Source organism: Enterobacter cloacae complex sp. IR5458, from assembly GCF_049238025.1.
Taxonomy (GTDB): Bacteria; Pseudomonadota; Gammaproteobacteria; order Enterobacterales; family Enterobacteriaceae; genus Enterobacter; species Enterobacter kobei.
In genome coordinates, this window is record NZ_JBMKIF010000005.1 from 52,437 (window position 1) to 70,774 (window position 18,338).

The following is an 18,338-nucleotide window of genomic DNA, read 5'->3' on the forward strand; positions in this document are numbered from 1 at the left end:
CCGTGCCGATTACAGGCTGGATACGTTCTCAGACAGGTATTTTGCTACGCCGTCTGGGGAAGCAGCCATACCTTCTTTACCTTTTTCCCACTGAGCCGGGCACACTTCGCCGTGCTCTTCGTGGAACTGCAGCGCGTCAACCATGCGCAGCATTTCGTCGATGTTACGACCCAGCGGCAGATCGTTAACAACCTGGTGACGAACGATGCCGTTTGCGTCGATCAGGAAAGAACCGCGCAGTGCAACGCCAGCGTCCGGATGTTCGATACCGTAAGCCTGCTGGATTTCGCGTTTGATGTCCGCAACCATTGCGTATTTCACCGCACCGATGCCGCCTTTGTCGACAGGGGTGTTACGCCATGCGTTGTGTACAAATTCAGAGTCGAAGGAGACGCCAACCACTTCCACGCCACGCTTCTGGAATTCTTCATAACGTTTGTCGAAGGCGATCAGCTCAGACGGGCAAACGAAGGTGAAGTCCATTGGCCAGAAGAACAGAACGGTCGCTTTACCGTTGGTGTGCTGTTTGAAGTTGAAGTTTTCAACGATTTCACCGTTGCCCAGAACTGCTGCAGCTGTAAAATCCGGAGCCGGACGAGTTACCAGAACCATATGATTCTCCTGTAGATACTAAGGTTATTTGGAACGCAACGCGAGCCAGTATAGAGAGTGTTCATGGATAAGACAAAGAGGTGGTGACAATCGTTCCGCCAGCTTTTACCTATCAATGTAAATCTGTCACAGCTGTTTGTTTTTCGCTTGCGCCATCATGCGCGGATAGAACTGCCAGAATTGCGTCTCCAGCGCGTCATAGTGTGCGTCCAGGTCATACCAGGAGTCGCGCAGCGCATCCAGACGAGGCCGGCGGCTGGCCATGCCATTCAGGACGTTCTGGATAAAAGCCATCTCACCATAGCGCTCCAGCCAGCGTTCTGACCACAAATAGTTGTTCAGATTGACAAAGCGCGGCGGTGAGTCGGGCAAAATGACCGACACCTGTGCATGGGCGTAGCGCACAAACTCTGGCAACGGTAGCGACGGGGAGAGCTGTTCCCAGTGGCGAGACAGGAAATGGTCCCACATCACATCCAGCGTGATCGGCGCAACGCGGCGCGTCTCAGGGCGGAACCACGCTTTGGCTTCCGTGACCTCTGGCAGGTTATCGGTGATGACATCAATGCGGCGGTGCATAAAGATGCCGTCGACAACCTCAGGGGAATAGTCTTCTGCAGGGTTGCCGCGCACGAAATCGGCCAGCAAATTGCCGGAAAGGGAGCTGTCAGCGAGGTGAGCGAGATGCAGGTGAGCGAGAAAATTCATGCGTTTTATTTGTCCGGGGGCGGCTAATTGTTGCAGCAAAAGGGTGTGAGCACTAGACTATGCCGCCTGTTTTTAAGTCACGAGTATACGTCATGCGCGTCGCCGATTTCTCCTTTGAACTACCTGAATCCCTGATTGCTCACTATCCCATGCCTGAGCGCAGCAGCTGTCGCTTACTGTCGCTGGATGGGCCAACGGGCGAGCTGACGCACGGTACTTTCACCGATTTGCTCGACAAGCTCAACCCTGGCGATCTGCTGGTCTTTAATAACACCCGCGTGATCCCGGCGCGTCTGTTTGGCCGTAAGGCCAGCGGCGGCAAGATTGAAGTGCTGGTCGAACGTATGCTCGATGATAAACGTATTCTGGCACATATTCGCGCCTCTAAAGCGCCGAAGCCGGGCGCAGAACTGCTGCTGGGCGATGACGAGAGCATTAAAGCGACCATGACTGCGCGTCACGACGCGCTGTTTGAGGTGGAATTCCAGGACGAGCGCACGGTCCTCGATATCCTTAACGCCATCGGCCATATGCCGCTGCCACCGTATATTGAACGCCCGGACGAAGAGGCCGATCGCGAGCTGTACCAGACCGTCTACAGCCAGAAACCTGGCGCGGTCGCGGCGCCGACGGCGGGCCTGCACTTTGATGAACCGCTGCTGGAAAAACTGCGCGCGAAGGGCGTTGAGATGGCGTTCGTGACGCTGCACGTCGGCGCGGGTACGTTCCAGCCGGTACGCGTAGACAGCATTGAAGACCACATCATGCACTCTGAGTATGCCGAAGTGCCTCAGGAGGTGGTGGACGCGGTGCTGGCGGCGAAAGCGCGCGGAAACCGCGTGGTTGCGGTAGGCACGACTTCAGTCCGTTCGCTGGAGAGCGCTGCACAGGCCGCGAAAACGGGTCTCATCGAGCCGTTCTTTGGCGATACGCAGATCTTTATCTACCCGGGCTACCAGTACAAAGTCATTGATGCGCTGGTGACCAACTTCCATCTGCCTGAATCGACGCTGATTATGCTGGTTTCCGCGTTTGCGGGTTATCAGCATACGATGAATGCTTACAAGTCTGCGGTAGAACAAAAATATCGCTTTTTTAGCTACGGGGACGCGATGTTTATCACGTACAATCCGCAGGCTTTGAATGAGCGTGTCGGGGAATAAGTCCGCGGCACCGTATGACAACGTTGGACTGTTTTTCTGACGTCGGAGAAAAAATGAAATTTGAACTCGATACCACCGATGGCCGCGCGCGTCGCGGTCGTCTGGTGTTTGATCGCGGCGTGGTGGAAACCCCCGCATTTATGCCTGTGGGTACGTACGGCACCGTAAAAGGGATGACGCCGGAAGAAGTTGAAGCCACTGGCGCACAGATTATCCTCGGTAACACCTTCCACCTGTGGCTGCGCCCGGGTCAGGAGATCATGAAGCTGCACGGTGACCTGCACGACTTCATGCAGTGGAAAGGCCCAATCCTGACCGATTCCGGCGGTTTCCAGGTCTTCAGCCTGGGGGATATCCGCAAGATCACCGAGCAGGGCGTTCACTTCCGTAACCCGATCAACGGCGATCCGATTTTCCTCGATCCAGAAAAGTCGATGGAGATTCAGTACGATCTCGGTTCTGACATCGTGATGATCTTCGACGAATGTACGCCATACCCGGCTGACTGGGACTACGCGAAACGCTCTATGGAGATGTCTCTGCGTTGGGCGAAGCGTAGCCGCGACCGTTTTGACTCCCTGCAGAACAAAAATGCGCTGTTCGGCATTATCCAGGGCAGCGTTTACGAAGATTTACGCGATATCTCCGTTAAAGGTCTGGTAGAGATAGGTTTTGATGGCTACGCTGTCGGCGGTTTGGCTGTGGGTGAGCCGAAGGAAGATATGCACCGCATTCTGGAGCATGTCTGCCCGCAAATCCCGGCGGATAAACCACGATACCTGATGGGTGTGGGTAAACCAGAAGATCTGGTGGAAGGCGTACGTCGCGGCATCGATATGTTCGACTGCGTCATGCCAACCCGTAACGCACGTAACGGTCATCTGTTCGTGACTGACGGCGTGGTGAAAATCCGTAACGCGAAGCATAAGAGTGACACCAGCCCGCTCGATTCCGAGTGCGATTGCTATACCTGTCGCAATTATTCCCGCGCGTATCTGCATCATCTCGATCGTTGCAACGAGATTTTGGGCGCGCGTCTCAATACCATTCATAATCTTCGTTATTATCAGCGCTTAATGGCTGGTTTACGTAAGGCTATCGAAGAGGGTAAATTAGAGAGCTTCGTGACCGATTTCTACCAACGTCAGGGGCGGGATGTTCCACCGTTGAACGTTGATTAATTTTAATAATGAGGGAATTTGAATGAGCTTTTTTATTTCTGATGCGGTAGCGGCAACAGGTGCTCCGGCGCAGGGCAGCCCGATGTCTCTGATCCTGATGCTGGTTGTGTTCGGTCTGATCTTCTACTTCATGATCCTCCGCCCACAGCAGAAGCGTACCAAAGAGCACAAAAAGCTGATGGACTCCATCGCGAAAGGCGATGAAGTGCTGACCAACGGTGGTCTGGTCGGTCGCGTAACCAAAGTGGCTGAAAGTGGCTACATTGCAATCGCCCTGAACGACACCACTGAAGTGGTTATCAAACGTGACTTCGTAGCTGCCGTTCTGCCGAAAGGCACCATGAAGGCGCTGTAATCCCAACTTTTCCCAAAGGGAACTGCCGTGTTAAACCGTTATCCTTTGTGGAAGTACATCATGCTGGTCGTCGTGATTCTCGTCGGCCTGCTGTACGCGCTTCCCAACCTGTATGGTGAGGATCCGGCCGTTCAAATCACTGGCGCGCGCGGTGTCGCCGCCAGTGAGCAAACGCTGATCCAGGTCCAGAAAACGTTACAAGAAGAAAAAATTACCGCTAAGTCTGTGGCTCTGGAAGAGGGTGCAATTCTTGCTCGCTTCGACACCACCGACACGCAGCTCCGCGCTCGCGAAGCGCTGATGGGCGTGCTGGGTGACAAATATGTCGTGGCGCTTAACCTTGCTCCTGCAACCCCGCGTTGGCTGGCTGCGCTGAACGCAGAGCCGATGAAACTGGGTCTTGACCTGCGTGGTGGTGTTCACTTCCTGATGGAAGTGGATATGGATACCGCGCTCGGCAAGCTGCAGGAACAGAATATCGACAGCCTGCGCAGCGATCTGCGCGACAAAGGCATCCCGTACACTACCGTGCGTAAAGAAGATAACTACGGCATGAGCATCACGTTCCGCGACAGTACGGCGCGCGATAAGGCTGTAGATTACCTGACCCAACGTCACCGTGACCTGGTGATCACCTCTCAGGGCAGCAACCAGCTGCGCGCGGTGATGACCGATGCGCGTCTGAAAGAAGCGCGTGAATATGCCGTTCAGCAGAACATCAACATTCTGCGTAACCGTGTAAACCAACTGGGCGTGGCTGAGCCGCTGGTACAGCGTCAGGGTGCTGACCGTATCGTGGTTGAACTGCCGGGTATTCAGGACACTGCGCGTGCGAAAGAGATTCTGGGTGCGACCGCAACGCTGGAATTCCGTCTGGTTAACTCTAACGTCGATCAGTCCGCTGCCGCAGCAGGCCGTATTCCGGGTGACTCCGAAGTGAAACAGACCCGCGAAGGTCAGCCCGTTGTGCTGTACAAACGCGTCATTCTGACCGGTGACCATATTACCGACTCCACTTCCAGCCAGGACGAATACAACCAGCCGCAGGTTAACATCTCGCTGGATAGCGCGGGTGGTAACATCATGTCTAACTTCACCAAGGACAACATCGGTAAACCGATGGCCACCCTGTTCGTGGAGTACAAAGACAGCGGTAAGAAAGATGCGAACGGTCGTGCAGTGCTGGTGAAAGAGGAAGAGGTGATTAACATCGCCAATATCCAGTCTCGTCTGGGTAACAGCTTCCGTATTACCGGTATTAGCAACCCGAACGAAGCGCGTCAGCTCTCTCTGCTGCTGCGTGCCGGTGCGCTGATTGCGCCAATTCAGATTGTTGAAGAACGTACCATTGGTCCAACGCTGGGCATGCAGAACATCCAACAGGGTCTGGAAGCGTGTCTGGCCGGTCTGGTGGTCTCTATCCTCTTCATGATCTTCTTCTATAAGAAGTTTGGTCTGATTGCGACCAGTGCGCTGGTCGCCAACCTGGTGCTGATCATCGGCATTATGTCCCTGCTGCCAGGGGCGACGCTGACCATGCCGGGGATTGCGGGTATCGTTCTGACCCTTGCGGTGGCGGTCGACGCCAACGTACTGATTAACGAACGTATCAAAGAAGAGTTGAGCAACGGTCGCTCTGTTCAGCAGGCGATTGACGAAGGTTATAAAGGCGCGTTCAGCTCTATTTTCGATGCGAACGTAACAACACTGATTAAGGTTCTTATCCTGTATGCAGTGGGTACTGGCGCGATCAAAGGCTTTGCGATTACTACCGGTATCGGTGTCGCAACGTCAATGTTTACCGCTATTGTCGGCACCCGTGCCATCGTGAACCTGCTGTACGGCGGCAAGCGCGTCAAAAAGCTGTCTATCTGAGGAGTGCGTTGTGGCACAGGAATATACTGTTGAACAATTGAACCATGGCCGTAAAGTCTGGGACTTTATGCGCTGGGACTACTGGGCCTTCGGCATTTCAGGTTTACTGCTGATTCTGTCCATCGTCGTTATGGGCGTGAAAGGCTTTAACTGGGGTCTGGATTTCACCGGTGGTACGGTTATCGAGATCTCCCTGGAAAAACCGGTCGATATGGACCAGATGCGTCTGTCTCTGCAGAAAGCGGGCTTTGAAGAGCCGCTGCTCCAGAACTTCGGCAGCAGCCGTGACATCATGGTGCGTATGCCGCCGGTACACGATGCTAACGGCAGCCAGGAGCTGGGCAGCAAGGTTGTTAACGTGATTAACGAAACAACCAGCCAGAACGCGGCGGTCAAGCGTATTGAGTTTGTCGGCCCGAGCGTGGGTGCGGACCTGGCGCAGACCGGTGCAATGGCGCTGCTGGTGGCGCTGATCTCCATCCTGGTGTACGTCGGTTTCCGCTTCGAGTGGCGACTGGCGGCCGGGGTGGTTATCGCCCTGGCGCACGACGTGGTGATCACCATGGGGGTTCTGTCGCTGTTCCACATTGAGGTTGACCTGACCATCGTGGCATCCCTGATGTCCGTTATCGGTTACTCACTGAACGACAGTATCGTGGTATCTGACCGTATCCGTGAAAACTTCCGTAAGATCCGTCGCGGTACGCCGTACGAAATCTTTAACGTGTCGTTGACCCAGACGCTGCACCGTACCCTGATCACCTCCGGTACCACTTTGATGGTGATCCTGATGCTGTTCCTGTTCGGTGGCCCGGTACTGGAAGGCTTCTCGCTGACCATGCTGATTGGTGTCTCCATTGGTACGGCGTCGTCTATCTACGTCGCATCCGCACTGGCACTGAAACTCGGCATGAAGCGCGAGCACCTGCTCCAGCAGAAGGTTGAGAAAGAAGGGGCGGATCAGCCGTCCATTCTGCCGTAAGGCGTCGAATAGCGTGTTATCGAAATCCCGGTCGGTTGACCGGGATTTTTTTTATCTGCTCCTGACAAACACTCCTGACAGTATGCTGTCAGGAGCCCTGTCGTAGACTCTTTTCGAACCCCAACAACAGTCAGGAGGATGTATGAAAAGTGTGATTAACTGGTTTGAAATTCCCGTGGTAGATATGGATCGCGCCATCAAATTTTATGAGCCAGTCATGCAGGTACAGCTGAGACGTGAGAAAATGGACATGGCAGAGCTCGCGGTATTCCCGCATGACGATCCGGCCACCGGCGGCGCGCTGGCAAAATTTGAGGGTGTTTCGCCGTCGCAGCAGGGCGCTATTATCTATCTGCATACGGATAACCTGGCAGCTACGCTCGATCGCATTGCCTCCGCGGGCGGCGAGTGCGTGTTTGGCCCGCTGGAACTGCCGGATGGGATTGGCACCATTGCTTTGTTTATCGACAGCGAAGGTAACCGCGTCGGCCTCCATCAACCTGCCTGAGAGCGTAATACGATATGACCCGACGCGCTGACCGTTTGTTTCAGATTGTGCAGATCCTGCGGGGCAGGCGTCTGACGACGGCAGCGCATCTGGCGGACAGGCTTGGCGTCTCCGAGCGCACGGTCTACCGCGATATCCGCGATCTGTCGCTCTCCGGCGTGCCGGTGGAAGGCGAAGCGGGAAGCGGATACCGGCTGATGTCGGGTTTTGATCTGCCGCCTCTGATGCTGACAAATAAGGAGTCTGAGGCGCTGATCGTCGCAATTCGCCTGCTCAAGACCTGGGGAGGAGAATCGCTGTCGCGCGAGCTGGAGTCGGCCCAGGAGAAAGTGCTGGCGATCCTGCCTGAGGAGAGTCGTCGAAAGGCGGAGCAGACGCGGATTTATGCCCCGGATTTCTGCATGCAAAGCCACTCCCGCAGCGATTTTGACATGATTCATCAGGCAATTTCCGCCCAGCACGTGCTGGCGTTGCATTACCGTGATGAAGCCGGGCAGCTTTCAAAGCGTGAGGTTCAGCCGCTGGGCTTGTTCTTCTGGGGAGAGCGTTGGCTGCTGGCGGCGTGGTGTGAACGGCGCGATGACTATCGCTGTTTCCGGCTCGACAGATGTCTCAATATCGTGCAGACGGAGAGACGGTTTAGCGAAAGTGCGGACAGGTCTCTGGCGGATTTTTTGCGCAAGGTTAAGCAATAAAAAGCCAGCTCTTGAGCTGGCTTTTTTGCCCGGCGGCGAGGTAAAAGCAAAACGGCAACGTATGTTGCCGTTTTTAGTATTTGTTCCCTCTCCCTGTGGGAGAGGGGCAGGGTGAGGGCATCAGCCCGCACAGTCCCGCACGGGTTAGAAGTTGTAACCCACGACCAGGTAACCACCCCAACCGGTAGAACGAACGCTGAAATCGCCGTTGCCGAAGTTCAGGCTGGCATCGTCGTTCCACTGACCACCGTTGTGCCAGTAACGCGCAACCACGGAATAGTGCCAGTGATCGTAGTTCAGCGCCAGGATGTGGCTGGACGCGATAGAATCATTGGTACGTGCTTTCTTACCGTTCAGATCGCGGAAGTCGTTATCGCCCAGGTCTGAGCCCCAGTCAAAGTTGGTGAAGCCGATATAGCTCAGGTTGCCGCCCCACAGCTGAGTGATTGGCACAAAGTATTTCACTTTGAAACGGTAGCCGTCCCACTCGTTTTCGTTTGCCGCACCGTAGTTCTGCCACTGGTACTTAGCATATACGTTCAGGGACAGGCTCATTGGCAGGCCAGTATCGATGTCCGTACCCAGACCCATGTACCAGGTGCTCTGACGACCGGACTTGTTGCGGCCCATATCGTAGATGTAGTTGTTTGCGAAGTACCACTCTTTGAACGGACCAAAGCTCAGATCGGTACCGGTCAGCTTGTCGATAGAGAAGCGTGGTTCGATTTCCATAAACAGCGGAGAACCGTGGTTCCAGATACCTTTTGCATCGGTGTTACCGCCGAAGAAGACCGGAGCATCCATGTAGCCGTAGAAATCAAACCAGTCTTTCTTGGCGAATGCTTCGTATTCCAGGTAGGTATCGTTGCGGATCTGTGGTCCGAAACGGGTGTGATAGCTACCAACCACGTTAACGCTCTGGTGCCACCAGTCGGAGAGATATTGTGGTTTGTCGTTTTCCGCTGCGTTAACAGTGAAAGAGGAGGACAGTGCCAGCACGGCGCCAGCTGCGAGTAATGTTTTTTTCATAATCATGCCACTGATTGAAATTCCCTTCCGGGAGTGAAAAATGCGCGAATTGCGTTTCTAAATATTTCGTGTTTCTGCGGAGCCTATTATAGGAATCCTTGCTCACAAAAATATGTGTTGTTTCACATATCTCTCACACGCGTAATCGATTGCGTTCACGTTTGCGTACTTTAAACGGCCGGGATTGTAGCGGCAATCATTTATGTTGCCAATCCATACGAAATGTAAATGTTAGCGGAGTGACATTTCACTCCGCTCAGAAGGAAGGGTTTACTGCGCGGCGGGTTGGATGTCGTGAATGCGGATAAAGCCTAACTGTTCTGGCGTAAGGCCGCTTAACTGCAGCGGAATATCCACATCACTGGGCGCTAAAACGCTGGCCGGGGCGGTGAAGAGCTGGTTCTTCACGTTCACTTCCTGGTAATTGTCCGTCGTGCCCTGGATCTGTCCCCACTCAACGGTGCCGCTAAAAGCGGGCAGCGGATCGTTGGATTCTCCCTGAATGCGCAATGTTGCGCGCGTACCATCTGCATTCGCTGCCACATTGACCAGCGACATTTTCAGCGTGCCAATCTGGCTATTCAGCCGCGCAGGTGTGTTCGCGCCAGGCAGCAGGTATACCCCGCTGCTGGATTTGGCGTTCAGCGCGTTTTGCTGGGTGATCTTCACCGTTTCTTTGTTCAGTTTGTCCATCGCCGTATTAAGTGTATTCACACTCTGTTTCATCTGACGGACTTCGGTTTGCTGTGCACAGGCACTGAGGGTGAAGAGGCTCCCCACCAGTAAAATTCTCAGGTAACGTCTTGTCATAGCGTTTATTTCCTTGAAATAACGGATCTCCCTAATGGTAGCCAGCAACGTGCCGTCAGACATAGATCCTTTGTCTCAAAAAGCTCTTCCTTTGTTGTCAGGCCAGATCAGGGTAAAATGAAACTCAGTTAACCGGATAACAGGGATACCGTATGCATTGCCCATTCTGCTCCGCTGTGGATACCAAAGTCATCGACTCGCGTCTTGTAGGCGAAGGGTCATCCGTACGCCGTCGTCGGCAGTGTCTGGTGTGCAACGAGCGTTTTACGACCTTTGAGGTTGCTGAGCTGGTAATGCCGCGCGTGGTAAAAAGTAACGATGTGCGCGAGCCGTTTAACGAAGAGAAGCTGCGTAGCGGGATGCTGAAGGCCCTGGAAAAACGTCCCGTCAGCGCGGATGACGTCGAAATGGCGTTAAACCACATAAAATCTTATCTTCGTGGTCTGGGCGAGCGCGAGGTGCCAAGCAAGATGATCGGCAACCTGGTGATGGAGCAGCTGAAAAAGCTCGATAAGGTCGCCTATATCCGCTTCGCCTCTGTCTACCGCAGTTTCGAAGATATCAAAGAGTTTGGCGAAGAGATCGCCCGCTTACAGGATTAAGCTCATGCAGGATGAGATTTACATGGCGCGAGCCATGAAGCTGGCGCAGCGCGGGCGTTTTACTACCCATCCCAATCCGAACGTCGGGTGCGTGATCGTTAAAGATGGCGAGATCGTGGGGGAGGGGTTCCACTATCGTGCCGGCGAGCCGCACGCCGAGGTCCATGCGTTGCGGATGGCAGGCGAGAAGGCACGCGGTGCCACCGCCTACGTGACGCTGGAGCCCTGCAGCCACCACGGGCGTACCCCACCGTGCTGCGACGCGCTGATTGCTGCGGGGGTTTCCCGCGTGGTGGCATCGATGCAGGATCCGAATCCGCAGGTGGCGGGACGCGGTCTGTATCGCCTGCAGCAGGAAGGCATTGACGTCAGTCATGGGCTGATGATGCAGGACGCCGAAGCGATCAACAAAGGCTTTCTGAAGCGCATGCGCACCGGGTTCCCGTATATCCAGCTTAAGCTGGGCGCTTCGCTGGACGGTCGTACGGCGATGGCAAACGGTGAAAGCCAGTGGATCACCTCGCCCCAGGCAAGGCGCGATGTGCAACGTCTTCGCGCGCAAAGCCATGCTATCCTCACCAGCAGTGAAACCGTTCTGGCTGACGATCCGGCTATGACCGTGCGCTGGGACGAACTGAATGCCGATACTCAGGCGCTTTACCCGCAGGAGAACCTGCGTCAGCCGCTGCGTATTGTCATTGATAGCCAGAACCGCATAACGCCGGAACATCGCATCGTGCAGCAGCCGGGTGAAACCTGGATTGCCCGTACCAAAGAAGATACGCGCGAATGGCCAGAGGGCGTGCGTAGCATTATGGTACCTGAGCACAACGGTCGCCTCGACTTAGTGGTGCTGATGATGCTGCTCGGCAAGCAGCAGGTGAACAGCATCTGGGTAGAAGCGGGACCCACGCTCGCGGGTGCGCTGTTGCAGGCCGGGCTGGTGGATGAACTGATTGTATACGTTGCGCCTAAACTGTTAGGCCACGACGCGCGCGGCCTGTTTGTGCTGCCTGGTCTTGAAAAACTGGCCGACGCACCGCAACTCACATTCAGCGAGATTCGTCCTGTAGGCCCGGATGTCTGCCTCCATTTAACGACAGCGTAATTGCTCCTGAAATAGGGAAGCAGTGCGCAAAGTATTATGATAAAATCCGCCCCCCTGCGGGGCCAAATGAACCCGTAAAGGAAGAGTATGAACATTATTGAAGCTGCTGTAGCTACCCCGGACGCTCGCGTCGCCATCACCATTGCGCGTTTCAACAACTTCATCAACGACAGCCTGCTGGAAGGTGCGATTGACGCCCTGAAACGTATCGGTCAGGTGAAAGATGAGAACATTACCGTTGTTTGGGTTCCAGGCGCTTACGAGCTGCCACTGGCAGCGGGCGCGCTGGCGAAAACCGGTAAATACGACGCGGTGATCGCGCTGGGTACTGTTATTCGTGGCGGCACTGCGCACTTCGAATACGTTGCGGGCGGTGCAAGCAATGGTCTGGCACACGTTGCGCAGGATGCTGAAATTCCTGTCGCGTTCGGCGTGCTGACCACCGAAAGTATTGAACAAGCCATCGAACGTGCTGGCACCAAAGCCGGTAACAAAGGTGCAGAAGCTGCACTGACCGCGCTTGAAATGATCAATGTATTGAAAGCCATCAAGGCCTGATTTTTTTGTAAGGGGAATTCCGTGAAACCTGCTGCTCGTCGCCGCGCCCGTGAATGTGCCGTTCAGGCACTTTACTCCTGGCAGTTGTCCCACAACGACATCGCCGATGTTGAGTACCAGTTCCTGTCAGAACAGGACGTGAAAGACGTCGATGTTCTGTACTTCCGTGAACTGCTGTCGGGAGTGGCGACTAATAGCGCGTATCTCGATGGTCTGATGAAGCCATACCTGTCCCGTCTGCTCGAAGAGCTGGGTCAGGTGGAAAAAGCAGTGTTGCGTATCGCGCTGTTTGAGCTGTCTAAACGTGATGATGTGCCGTACAAAGTGGCCATCAACGAAGCGATCGAACTGGCAAAAACCTTCGGCGCTGAAGACAGCCACAAATTTGTTAACGGCGTTCTTGATAAAGCTGCACCTGCGATCCGTCCCCACAAAAAGTGATCCGCAAACCGGAGTCCTGCATTGCCTGACGGGCAGTGCGGCTCCGGTTTTTTCTTTTATTTGCTGAGGCATAACGTATGGCATGCGGCGAATTCTCCCTGATTGCCCGTTATTTCGACCGTGTCAGAACCTCTCGTCTTGATGTTGAAACCGGCATTGGCGATGACTGTGCACTTCTCAATATTCCTGAAAAACAGACGCTGGCAATCAGCACCGACACCTTAGTGTGCGGACGTCATTTTTTACCCGATATCGATCCTGCCGATCTGGCGTATAAAGCGCTGGCGGTCAACGTCAGCGATCTGGCCGCGATGGGTGCCGATCCGGCATGGCTAACGCTGGCCCTGACGCTGCCCGAGGTCGATGAAACCTGGCTTGAAGCCTTTAGCGATGCGCTGTTTGAACAGCTGAACTACTACGATATGCAGCTGATTGGCGGTGACACTACTGCCGGGCCGCTGTCGATGACGCTGGCGATCCATGGCTATGTGCCCCTCGGTCGGGCGCTCAAACGCTCGGGCGCAAAACCAGGTGACTGGATCTACGTGACCGGTACACCGGGAGACAGCGCTGCGGGGCTTGCTATTCTTCAGGATCGCTTGACCGTGAAGGATGCTGACGACGCGGCGTATCTGGTGAAACGCCATCTGCGACCCACCCCGCGTATTCTGCATGGGCAGGCGCTACGGGAACGGGCAAGCTCGGCTATCGATCTCTCCGACGGGCTGATCTCCGATCTTGGCCATATTCTGAAGGCCAGCGGCGTGGGCGCGCGCATCGACCTGGATCTGTTCCCGCTATCAGAGCAACTGCTTCGCCACGTGAAGCCTGAGCAGGCCCTGCGTTGGGCGCTTTCCGGTGGTGAGGATTACGAACTGTGCTTCACGGTACCTGAGCTGAACCGTGGCACGCTGGACGTGGCGTTAGCGCATCTCGGCGCGAAATTTACCTGCATCGGGCAGATCATGCCGGAGAGCGAAGGGCTGAAGTTTGTGCAGGACGGTGCCCCGGTCACGCTCGACTGGAAAGGGTACGATCACTTCGGTTAATTTTGTGCGATCTGTATTGCCGGGTGGCGGCTCCGCCTTACCCGGCCTACGGATTTCGTTCCCTCTCCCATTTTTAAGCAGCAATAAGGTTATTTAAGAACGATGTAAGGCTTTCAGCGATGCTCTGGTCCGGCTGTAAATCGCTGAGGCGTTTCCGTAAGGCCGGGGCGAGGCGCATGGATGCGCCGAGAGGGCGGGCTTTACAGGGACGTTACCTCCGCCCGTACCCGATAAGCCGGAAGGAATAAGCCGAAGGCACCGCGAAGCGGCGATTTACCGCCGGGAGCCCGGGTTGCCAGGGTGGTGGCGATTGAGCCACCCTGGCACGTTCACTGGTCATGTCGTTACAGAGTAGCAAGGAACATAAAGTGAACGGAATGACCACCACAGCCGTATGTTCCCCCTCACCCCAGCCCTTTGGGACAGGGTTAGAATGAGGGCTTATTTAAACCCCACCACCGGATGCTGCTGATACGGCGTTTCGAGCTCGGCAATCTGCTCCGGCGTCAGGGATAAATCCACTGCACTCAGCAGTTCATCCAGCTGTTCTTCCCTGGACGTCCCGATAATCGGTGCCGCGACCCCGCGCTTACTCAGCAGCCACGCCAGCGCCACCTGTGCGCGGGTGGCACCCGTATCGTCGGCAATCCCGGCTAAGCGTTCGGCAATTAACGCATCGCTGGCTTCTGTACCGTCATAGAGATTTTTTCCGACTTCATCTGAGACCAGACGAGCCGTGGTTTCCCCCCATGGACGGGTTAAACGTCCGCGCGCCAGCGGGCTCCACGGGATCACCGCCACGCCCTCCTGATAGCACAGTGGCAGCATTTCGCGCTCTTCTTCACGGTAGATCAGGTTGTAGTGATCCTGCATGGTGACAAAACGCGCCCAGCCATGCTGTGCCTGGAGATCCAGCGCCTGTGCAAACTGCGACGCATGCATAGACGACGCGCCGATATAGCGCGCTTTACCGGCTTTCACCACCTCGTTGAGCGCTTCAAGCGTCTCCTCGATCGGCGTGTTGTAATCCCAGCGGTGAATTTGCAGCAGGTCGACGTAATCCATGTTCAGGCGTCTAAGGCTGTCATCAATAGAGCGCAGGATCTGCGCGCGAGAAAGGCCCTGAGTCAGGTCACCTGACGGGTAGTACACCTTGGTGGCGACCACAATGTCATCCCGACGCGCAAAGTCACGCAGGGCACGACCGACAATCTCCTCGCTGCTGCCGTCGGAGTAGCTGTTGGCGGTGTCGAAGAAATTAATGCCGCCCTCGATAGCGCGTTTAATAATCGGACGGCTACTCTCTTCCGGCAACGTCCAGGCGTGGTTCCCTCGTTCGGGCTCGCCAAAAGTCATACAGCCCAGGCAAAGCCGGGAAACCTTAAGGTCGGTTTTTCCTAATGTGGTGTATTGCATGGTTCCGCTCCTGCTGTTTAAACAATACGTTTAAGCATAGCAGGAGCGAAAAAGGGGAGGGATTAGTCCAGCCAGGCGCGGATTTTGGCTTCAATACCGGCGGCGTCCAGGCCAATAGCCGCACGGGCTTCATCCTGGGTACCCTGAGGAATGAAATGATCCGGCAGGCCGAGGTTCAATACCGGCACGACTTTGCGGTTTGCCATCAGCACCTCGTTCACGCCGCTTCCCGCACCGCCCATGATGGCGTTTTCTTCCAGGGTGACCAGCACGTCATGCGTCTCGGCCAAATTCAAAATCAGAGATTCGTCGAGCGGCTTCACGAAGCGCATATCCACCAGGGTAGCGTTCAGCGTTTCAGCGACCTTCGCAGCTTCTGGCATCAGCGTACCGAAGTTCAGGATCGCCACTTTCTCACCGCGACGTTTCACCAGACCTTTACCGATCGCCAGTTTTTCCAGGGGTTGCAGCTCAACGCCCACCGCATTGCCGCGTGGGTAGCGAACCGCACTAGGGCCATCCTGATAGTGATAGCCGGTAAACAGCATCTGACGACATTCGTTTTCGTCGCTTGGCGTCATGATGACCATATCCGGAATACAGCGCAGGAACGACAGATCGAATGCGCCCTGGTGCGTCTGACCGTCAGCGCCGACGATGCCCGCACGGTCTATCGCAAACAGTACCGGCAGCTTCTGGATGGCCACGTCATGGATCACCTGATCGTAGGCGCGCTGCAGGAAGGTAGAATAGATAGCGACCACCGGCTTGTAGCCGCCAATGGCCAGGCCCGCTGCGAACGTCACCGCATGCTGCTCGGCAATCGCCACGTCAAAATACTGGTCAGGGTATTTTCTGGAGAACTCCACCATGCCGGAGCCTTCACGCATGGCCGGGGTGATCGCCATCAGCTTGTTGTCTTTCGCGGCGGTTTCACACAGCCAGTCGCCGAAGATTTTGGAATAGCTCGGCATACCGCCGCTGCTTTTTGGCAGACAGCCGCTGGACGGGTCGAATTTTGGTACCGCGTGGAAGGTGATCGGATCTTTTTCCGCCGGTTCGTAGCCACGCCCTTTTTTGGTCATGATGTGCAGGAACTGCGGGCCTTTCAGGTCACGCATGTTCTTGAGGGTGGTGACCAGGCCCAGCACGTCATGGCCGTCAACCGGGCCAATATAGTTAAAGCCCAGCTCTTCAAACAGCGTACCCGGCACGACCATGCCTTTGATGTGTTCTTCGGTGCGCTTGAGCAGCTCTTTAATCGGCGGTACGCCGGAAAAGACTTTTTTACCGCCTTCACGCAGCGAGGAGTAAAGCTTGCCGGAAAGCAGCTGCGCCAGATGGTTGTTCAGCGCACCGACGTTCTCGGAAATCGACATTTCGTTATCGTTGAGGATAACCAGCATGTCCGGTTTGATATCACCCGCATGGTTCATGGCCTCAAAGGCCATCCCGGCGGTGATAGCACCGTCACCAATCACGCAGACGGTGCGGCGCTGTTTATTCTCTTTTTCGGCGGCAACGGCAATACCGATGCCCGCAGAAATGGAGGTGGAGGAGTGGCCGACGCTCAGCACGTCATACTCGCTCTCACCGCGCCACGGGAACGGATGCAGGCCACCTTTCTGACGAATGGTGCCAATTTTATCGCGACGTCCGGTCAGAATTTTGTGCGGATAGGCCTGGTGGCCCACGTCCCAGATAAGCTGATCGAACGGCGTGTTATAGACATAGTGCAGCGCCACGGTCAGTTCTACCGTGCCAAGCCCGGAGGCGAAATGGCCGCTTGAGCGGCTTACGCTGTCGAGCAGGTAGCGACGCAGCTCGTCGCAAAGCTTCGGCAGGCTCTCTTTCGGCAACAGACGCAACTCCTGGGTGGAGTCAACTAACGCCAGTGTCGGGTATTTGGCAATATCAAAACTCATCAAAGGCTCATCGAGATATATAGTTTATTTATCACGCTGGATTATATAGTCCGCTAGCGCTTCCAGTGCCGAGGTATCCAGCGATTGTGCGGCCAGTACATTTAGCGACTGGCGGGCATCGTCAATCAGATCCCGGGCTTTACGTTGGGCTTGCTCAAGACCCAGCAGGGCGGGGTAGGTACTTTTGCCAAGCTGCTGGTCCGCACCCTGACGTTTACCCAATGTTGCAGTATCGCCCACCACATCCAGAATGTCATCCTGAACCTGGAATGCCAGACCGATACTTTCTGCGTATCTGTCCAGCGTCGGCAAGGCTTTGCGCCCTTGTTCACCCGCGCTCAGCGCGCCCAGGCGAACGGCAGAACGAATCAATGCCCCGGTTTTGTGGCGATGAATACGCTCCAGCTGTTCCAGATTAACCTGACGTCCTTCCGCTTCAAGATCCAGCGCTTGTCCGCCGCACATGCCGGCCACGCCGCTGGCCATCGCCAGTTCGGAAATCATTGCCAGGCGGTCACGGTCAGCCACTTCCGCCATCGGCGCATCGCTCAAAATAGAGAACGCCAGCGTTTGCAGGGCATCGCCCGCCAGAATGGCATTCGCTTCGCCAAACTTGATATGGCAGGTAGGTTGACCGCGACGCAGGTCGTCGTCGTCCATCGCCGGTAAATCATCGTGGATCAGCGAATAGGCATGGATGCACTCAACGGCGGCAGCCGGGGCGTCCAGCGTGTTATCGCTGATACCAAACATATTGCCTGTGGCGTACACCAGGAACGGGCGCAGGCGCTTTCCACCCAAGAGTGCGCCATAGTGCATAGCCTCAACCAGAGGAGTGTTCTGAAAAGGCTGTGGTGCAATAAAACGGCGCAGGGCGTCGTTGGCGCGAACTACACGCGCCTGAAGCTCGTTGGCAAAATCCATTTACTCGGCGTCCGGTGTGAAAGGCGTAGTTTTCGCGTCTTCGCTGTCGGAAAGCAGGATCTGCACGCGCTGCTCGGCCTGCTGCAGTTTGACCTGCCCCTGTCGCGCCAGCTGCACGCCACGTTCGAATTCGTTGAGCGCCTCTTCCAGCGGGAGATCGCCGCTCTCAAGACGGGTAACGATTTGCTCCAGTTCACTCAGCGCAGTTTCGAAACTGGCCGGTGCGTCGTTCTTCTTCGGCATAGTGAATTGACTCTTATATTCTTCGCCCCGACATGGTAACGGACTCGGGCGGATAAGCAAATAACGCGCAATGTGCACAGGAGCGGCGCGATGGTGGTATACTTGCGCGCCTGGATGCAGCCACGGGTGTGGGCTGCTGTACTCTTTTCCATTA

General features: G+C 55.6%; 20 protein-coding genes. 12 read left to right on the top strand and 8 right to left on the bottom strand.

Annotated features, from left to right (window positions below):
• Window positions 1–9 precede the first annotated feature (9 nt).
• Window positions 10–612: a peroxiredoxin gene (locus ACOTYN_RS05545; RefSeq protein WP_008503347.1), complete on the bottom strand. Its 603-nt coding sequence runs from the start codon at window positions 610–612 to the stop codon at window positions 10–12.
• Window positions 613–738: 126 nt separating this feature from the next.
• The gene (gene acpH, locus ACOTYN_RS05550) at window positions 739–1,320 is read right to left on the bottom strand and encodes an ACP phosphodiesterase (protein ID WP_014882749.1); all 582 of its coding nucleotides are present in this window, start codon (window positions 1,318–1,320) and stop codon (window positions 739–741) included.
• A gap of 92 nt (window positions 1,321–1,412) precedes the next feature.
• Here acpH and queA point away from each other — a divergent pair, with 92 nt between their 5' ends.
• From queA to ACOTYN_RS05585, 7 genes are all read left to right on the top strand, one after another.
• Entirely contained in the window at window positions 1,413–2,483 is a 1,071-nt protein-coding gene (gene queA, locus ACOTYN_RS05555; RefSeq protein ID WP_014882750.1) for a tRNA preQ1(34) S-adenosylmethionine ribosyltransferase-isomerase QueA, read from the top strand.
• 53 nt (window positions 2,484–2,536) lie between these two features.
• Window positions 2,537–3,664, top strand: a complete 1,128-nt coding sequence (gene tgt, locus ACOTYN_RS05560; RefSeq protein ID WP_003859110.1) for a tRNA guanosine(34) transglycosylase Tgt — start codon at window positions 2,537–2,539, stop codon at window positions 3,662–3,664.
• Between the two features lie 22 nt (window positions 3,665–3,686).
• Entirely contained in the window at window positions 3,687–4,019 is a 333-nt protein-coding gene (yajC, locus tag ACOTYN_RS05565) for a preprotein translocase subunit YajC (protein WP_000007630.1), read from the top strand.
• Between the two features lie 27 nt (window positions 4,020–4,046).
• On the top strand, window positions 4,047–5,894 hold the full coding sequence (gene secD, locus ACOTYN_RS05570; protein ID WP_072056570.1) for a protein translocase subunit SecD: 1,848 nt from the start codon (window positions 4,047–4,049) through the stop codon (window positions 5,892–5,894).
• A gap of 10 nt (window positions 5,895–5,904) precedes the next feature.
• Entirely contained in the window at window positions 5,905–6,876 is a 972-nt protein-coding gene (secF, locus tag ACOTYN_RS05575) for a protein translocase subunit SecF (RefSeq protein ID WP_014882752.1), read from the top strand.
• A 142-nt stretch (window positions 6,877–7,018) separates the two neighbouring features.
• Window positions 7,019–7,384, top strand: coding sequence for a VOC family protein (locus ACOTYN_RS05580; protein WP_047027716.1), 366 nt, complete (start codon window positions 7,019–7,021; stop codon window positions 7,382–7,384).
• A gap of 14 nt (window positions 7,385–7,398) precedes the next feature.
• Window positions 7,399–8,079: a helix-turn-helix transcriptional regulator gene (locus tag ACOTYN_RS05585; RefSeq protein WP_014882754.1), complete on the top strand. Its 681-nt coding sequence runs from the start codon at window positions 7,399–7,401 to the stop codon at window positions 8,077–8,079.
• A 144-nt stretch (window positions 8,080–8,223) separates the two neighbouring features.
• On the opposite strand, the gene ACOTYN_RS05590 is transcribed toward ACOTYN_RS05585, so the two are convergent.
• Both ACOTYN_RS05590 and ACOTYN_RS05595 read right to left on the bottom strand, forming a co-directional pair.
• Complete coding sequence (locus ACOTYN_RS05590) at window positions 8,224–9,108, bottom strand: nucleoside-specific channel-forming protein Tsx (RefSeq protein WP_014882755.1); 885 nt, start codon at window positions 9,106–9,108, stop codon at window positions 8,224–8,226.
• Between the two features lie 270 nt (window positions 9,109–9,378).
• A complete protein-coding gene (locus ACOTYN_RS05595) occupies window positions 9,379–9,918 on the bottom strand; it encodes a DUF3251 domain-containing protein (RefSeq protein ID WP_045269310.1) in 540 nt (179 codons plus the stop codon).
• Between the two features lie 152 nt (window positions 9,919–10,070).
• Between ACOTYN_RS05595 and nrdR the strand changes: the two genes are divergently transcribed.
• From nrdR to thiL, 5 genes are all read left to right on the top strand, one after another.
• Entirely contained in the window at window positions 10,071–10,520 is a 450-nt protein-coding gene (gene nrdR / locus ACOTYN_RS05600) for a transcriptional regulator NrdR (RefSeq protein WP_008503337.1), read from the top strand.
• Window positions 10,521–10,524: 4 nt separating this feature from the next.
• Window positions 10,525–11,628, top strand: a complete 1,104-nt coding sequence (gene ribD / locus ACOTYN_RS05605) for a bifunctional diaminohydroxyphosphoribosylaminopyrimidine deaminase/5-amino-6-(5-phosphoribosylamino)uracil reductase RibD (protein ID WP_032637351.1) — start codon at window positions 10,525–10,527, stop codon at window positions 11,626–11,628.
• 87 nt (window positions 11,629–11,715) lie between these two features.
• Window positions 11,716–12,186: a 6,7-dimethyl-8-ribityllumazine synthase gene (gene ribE, locus ACOTYN_RS05610; protein ID WP_014882758.1), complete on the top strand. Its 471-nt coding sequence runs from the start codon at window positions 11,716–11,718 to the stop codon at window positions 12,184–12,186.
• A gap of 21 nt (window positions 12,187–12,207) precedes the next feature.
• Window positions 12,208–12,627 (top strand): transcription antitermination factor NusB, encoded by a 420-nt coding sequence (gene nusB / locus ACOTYN_RS05615; RefSeq protein WP_014882759.1) that lies wholly within the window; start codon window positions 12,208–12,210, stop codon window positions 12,625–12,627.
• A gap of 77 nt (window positions 12,628–12,704) precedes the next feature.
• On the top strand, window positions 12,705–13,676 hold the full coding sequence (gene thiL / locus ACOTYN_RS05620; protein WP_071922541.1) for a thiamine-phosphate kinase: 972 nt from the start codon (window positions 12,705–12,707) through the stop codon (window positions 13,674–13,676).
• Between the two features lie 441 nt (window positions 13,677–14,117).
• On the opposite strand, the gene ACOTYN_RS05625 is transcribed toward thiL, so the two are convergent.
• The 4 genes from ACOTYN_RS05625 to xseB form a co-directional block, all read right to left on the bottom strand.
• The gene (locus ACOTYN_RS05625; protein ID WP_014882761.1) at window positions 14,118–15,092 is read right to left on the bottom strand and encodes an aldo/keto reductase; all 975 of its coding nucleotides are present in this window, start codon (window positions 15,090–15,092) and stop codon (window positions 14,118–14,120) included.
• Window positions 15,093–15,154: 62 nt separating this feature from the next.
• On the bottom strand, window positions 15,155–17,017 hold the full coding sequence (dxs, locus tag ACOTYN_RS05630; RefSeq protein WP_023338120.1) for a 1-deoxy-D-xylulose-5-phosphate synthase: 1,863 nt from the start codon (window positions 17,015–17,017) through the stop codon (window positions 15,155–15,157).
• 24 nt (window positions 17,018–17,041) lie between these two features.
• On the bottom strand, window positions 17,042–17,941 hold the full coding sequence (gene ispA, locus ACOTYN_RS05635) for a (2E,6E)-farnesyl diphosphate synthase (protein ID WP_014882763.1): 900 nt from the start codon (window positions 17,939–17,941) through the stop codon (window positions 17,042–17,044).
• Entirely contained in the window at window positions 17,942–18,184 is a 243-nt protein-coding gene (gene xseB / locus ACOTYN_RS05640) for an exodeoxyribonuclease VII small subunit (protein WP_008503331.1), read from the bottom strand.
• Between the last annotated feature and the right edge of the window lie 154 nt (window positions 18,185–18,338).

Bases quoted from the DNA above. Each gene is read 5' to 3' on its own strand.
- ACOTYN_RS05545 (WP_008503347.1), bottom strand. From the start codon at position 612: ATGGTTCTGGTAACTCGTCCGGCTCCGGATTTTACAGCTGCAGCAGTT.
- acpH (WP_014882749.1), bottom strand. From the start codon at position 1,320: ATGAATTTTCTCGCTCACCTGCATCTCGCTCACCTCGCTGACAGCTCC.
- queA (WP_014882750.1), top strand. From the start codon at position 1,413: ATGCGCGTCGCCGATTTCTCCTTTGAACTACCTGAATCCCTGATTGCT.
- tgt (WP_003859110.1), top strand. From the start codon at position 2,537: ATGAAATTTGAACTCGATACCACCGATGGCCGCGCGCGTCGCGGTCGT.
- yajC (WP_000007630.1), top strand. From the start codon at position 3,687: ATGAGCTTTTTTATTTCTGATGCGGTAGCGGCAACAGGTGCTCCGGCG.
- ACOTYN_RS05580 (WP_047027716.1), top strand. From the start codon at position 7,019: ATGAAAAGTGTGATTAACTGGTTTGAAATTCCCGTGGTAGATATGGAT.
- ACOTYN_RS05585 (WP_014882754.1), top strand. From the start codon at position 7,399: ATGACCCGACGCGCTGACCGTTTGTTTCAGATTGTGCAGATCCTGCGG.
- ACOTYN_RS05590 (WP_014882755.1), bottom strand. From the start codon at position 9,108: ATGAAAAAAACATTACTCGCAGCTGGCGCCGTGCTGGCACTGTCCTCC.
- ACOTYN_RS05595 (WP_045269310.1), bottom strand. From the start codon at position 9,918: ATGACAAGACGTTACCTGAGAATTTTACTGGTGGGGAGCCTCTTCACC.
- nrdR (WP_008503337.1), top strand. From the start codon at position 10,071: ATGCATTGCCCATTCTGCTCCGCTGTGGATACCAAAGTCATCGACTCG.
- ribD (WP_032637351.1), top strand. From the start codon at position 10,525: ATGCAGGATGAGATTTACATGGCGCGAGCCATGAAGCTGGCGCAGCGC.
- ribE (WP_014882758.1), top strand. From the start codon at position 11,716: ATGAACATTATTGAAGCTGCTGTAGCTACCCCGGACGCTCGCGTCGCC.
- thiL (WP_071922541.1), top strand. From the start codon at position 12,705: ATGGCATGCGGCGAATTCTCCCTGATTGCCCGTTATTTCGACCGTGTC.
- ACOTYN_RS05625 (WP_014882761.1), bottom strand. From the start codon at position 15,092: ATGCAATACACCACATTAGGAAAAACCGACCTTAAGGTTTCCCGGCTT.
- dxs (WP_023338120.1), bottom strand. From the start codon at position 17,017: ATGAGTTTTGATATTGCCAAATACCCGACACTGGCGTTAGTTGACTCC.
- ispA (WP_014882763.1), bottom strand. From the start codon at position 17,941: ATGGATTTTGCCAACGAGCTTCAGGCGCGTGTAGTTCGCGCCAACGAC.
- xseB (WP_008503331.1), bottom strand. From the start codon at position 18,184: ATGCCGAAGAAGAACGACGCACCGGCCAGTTTCGAAACTGCGCTGAGT.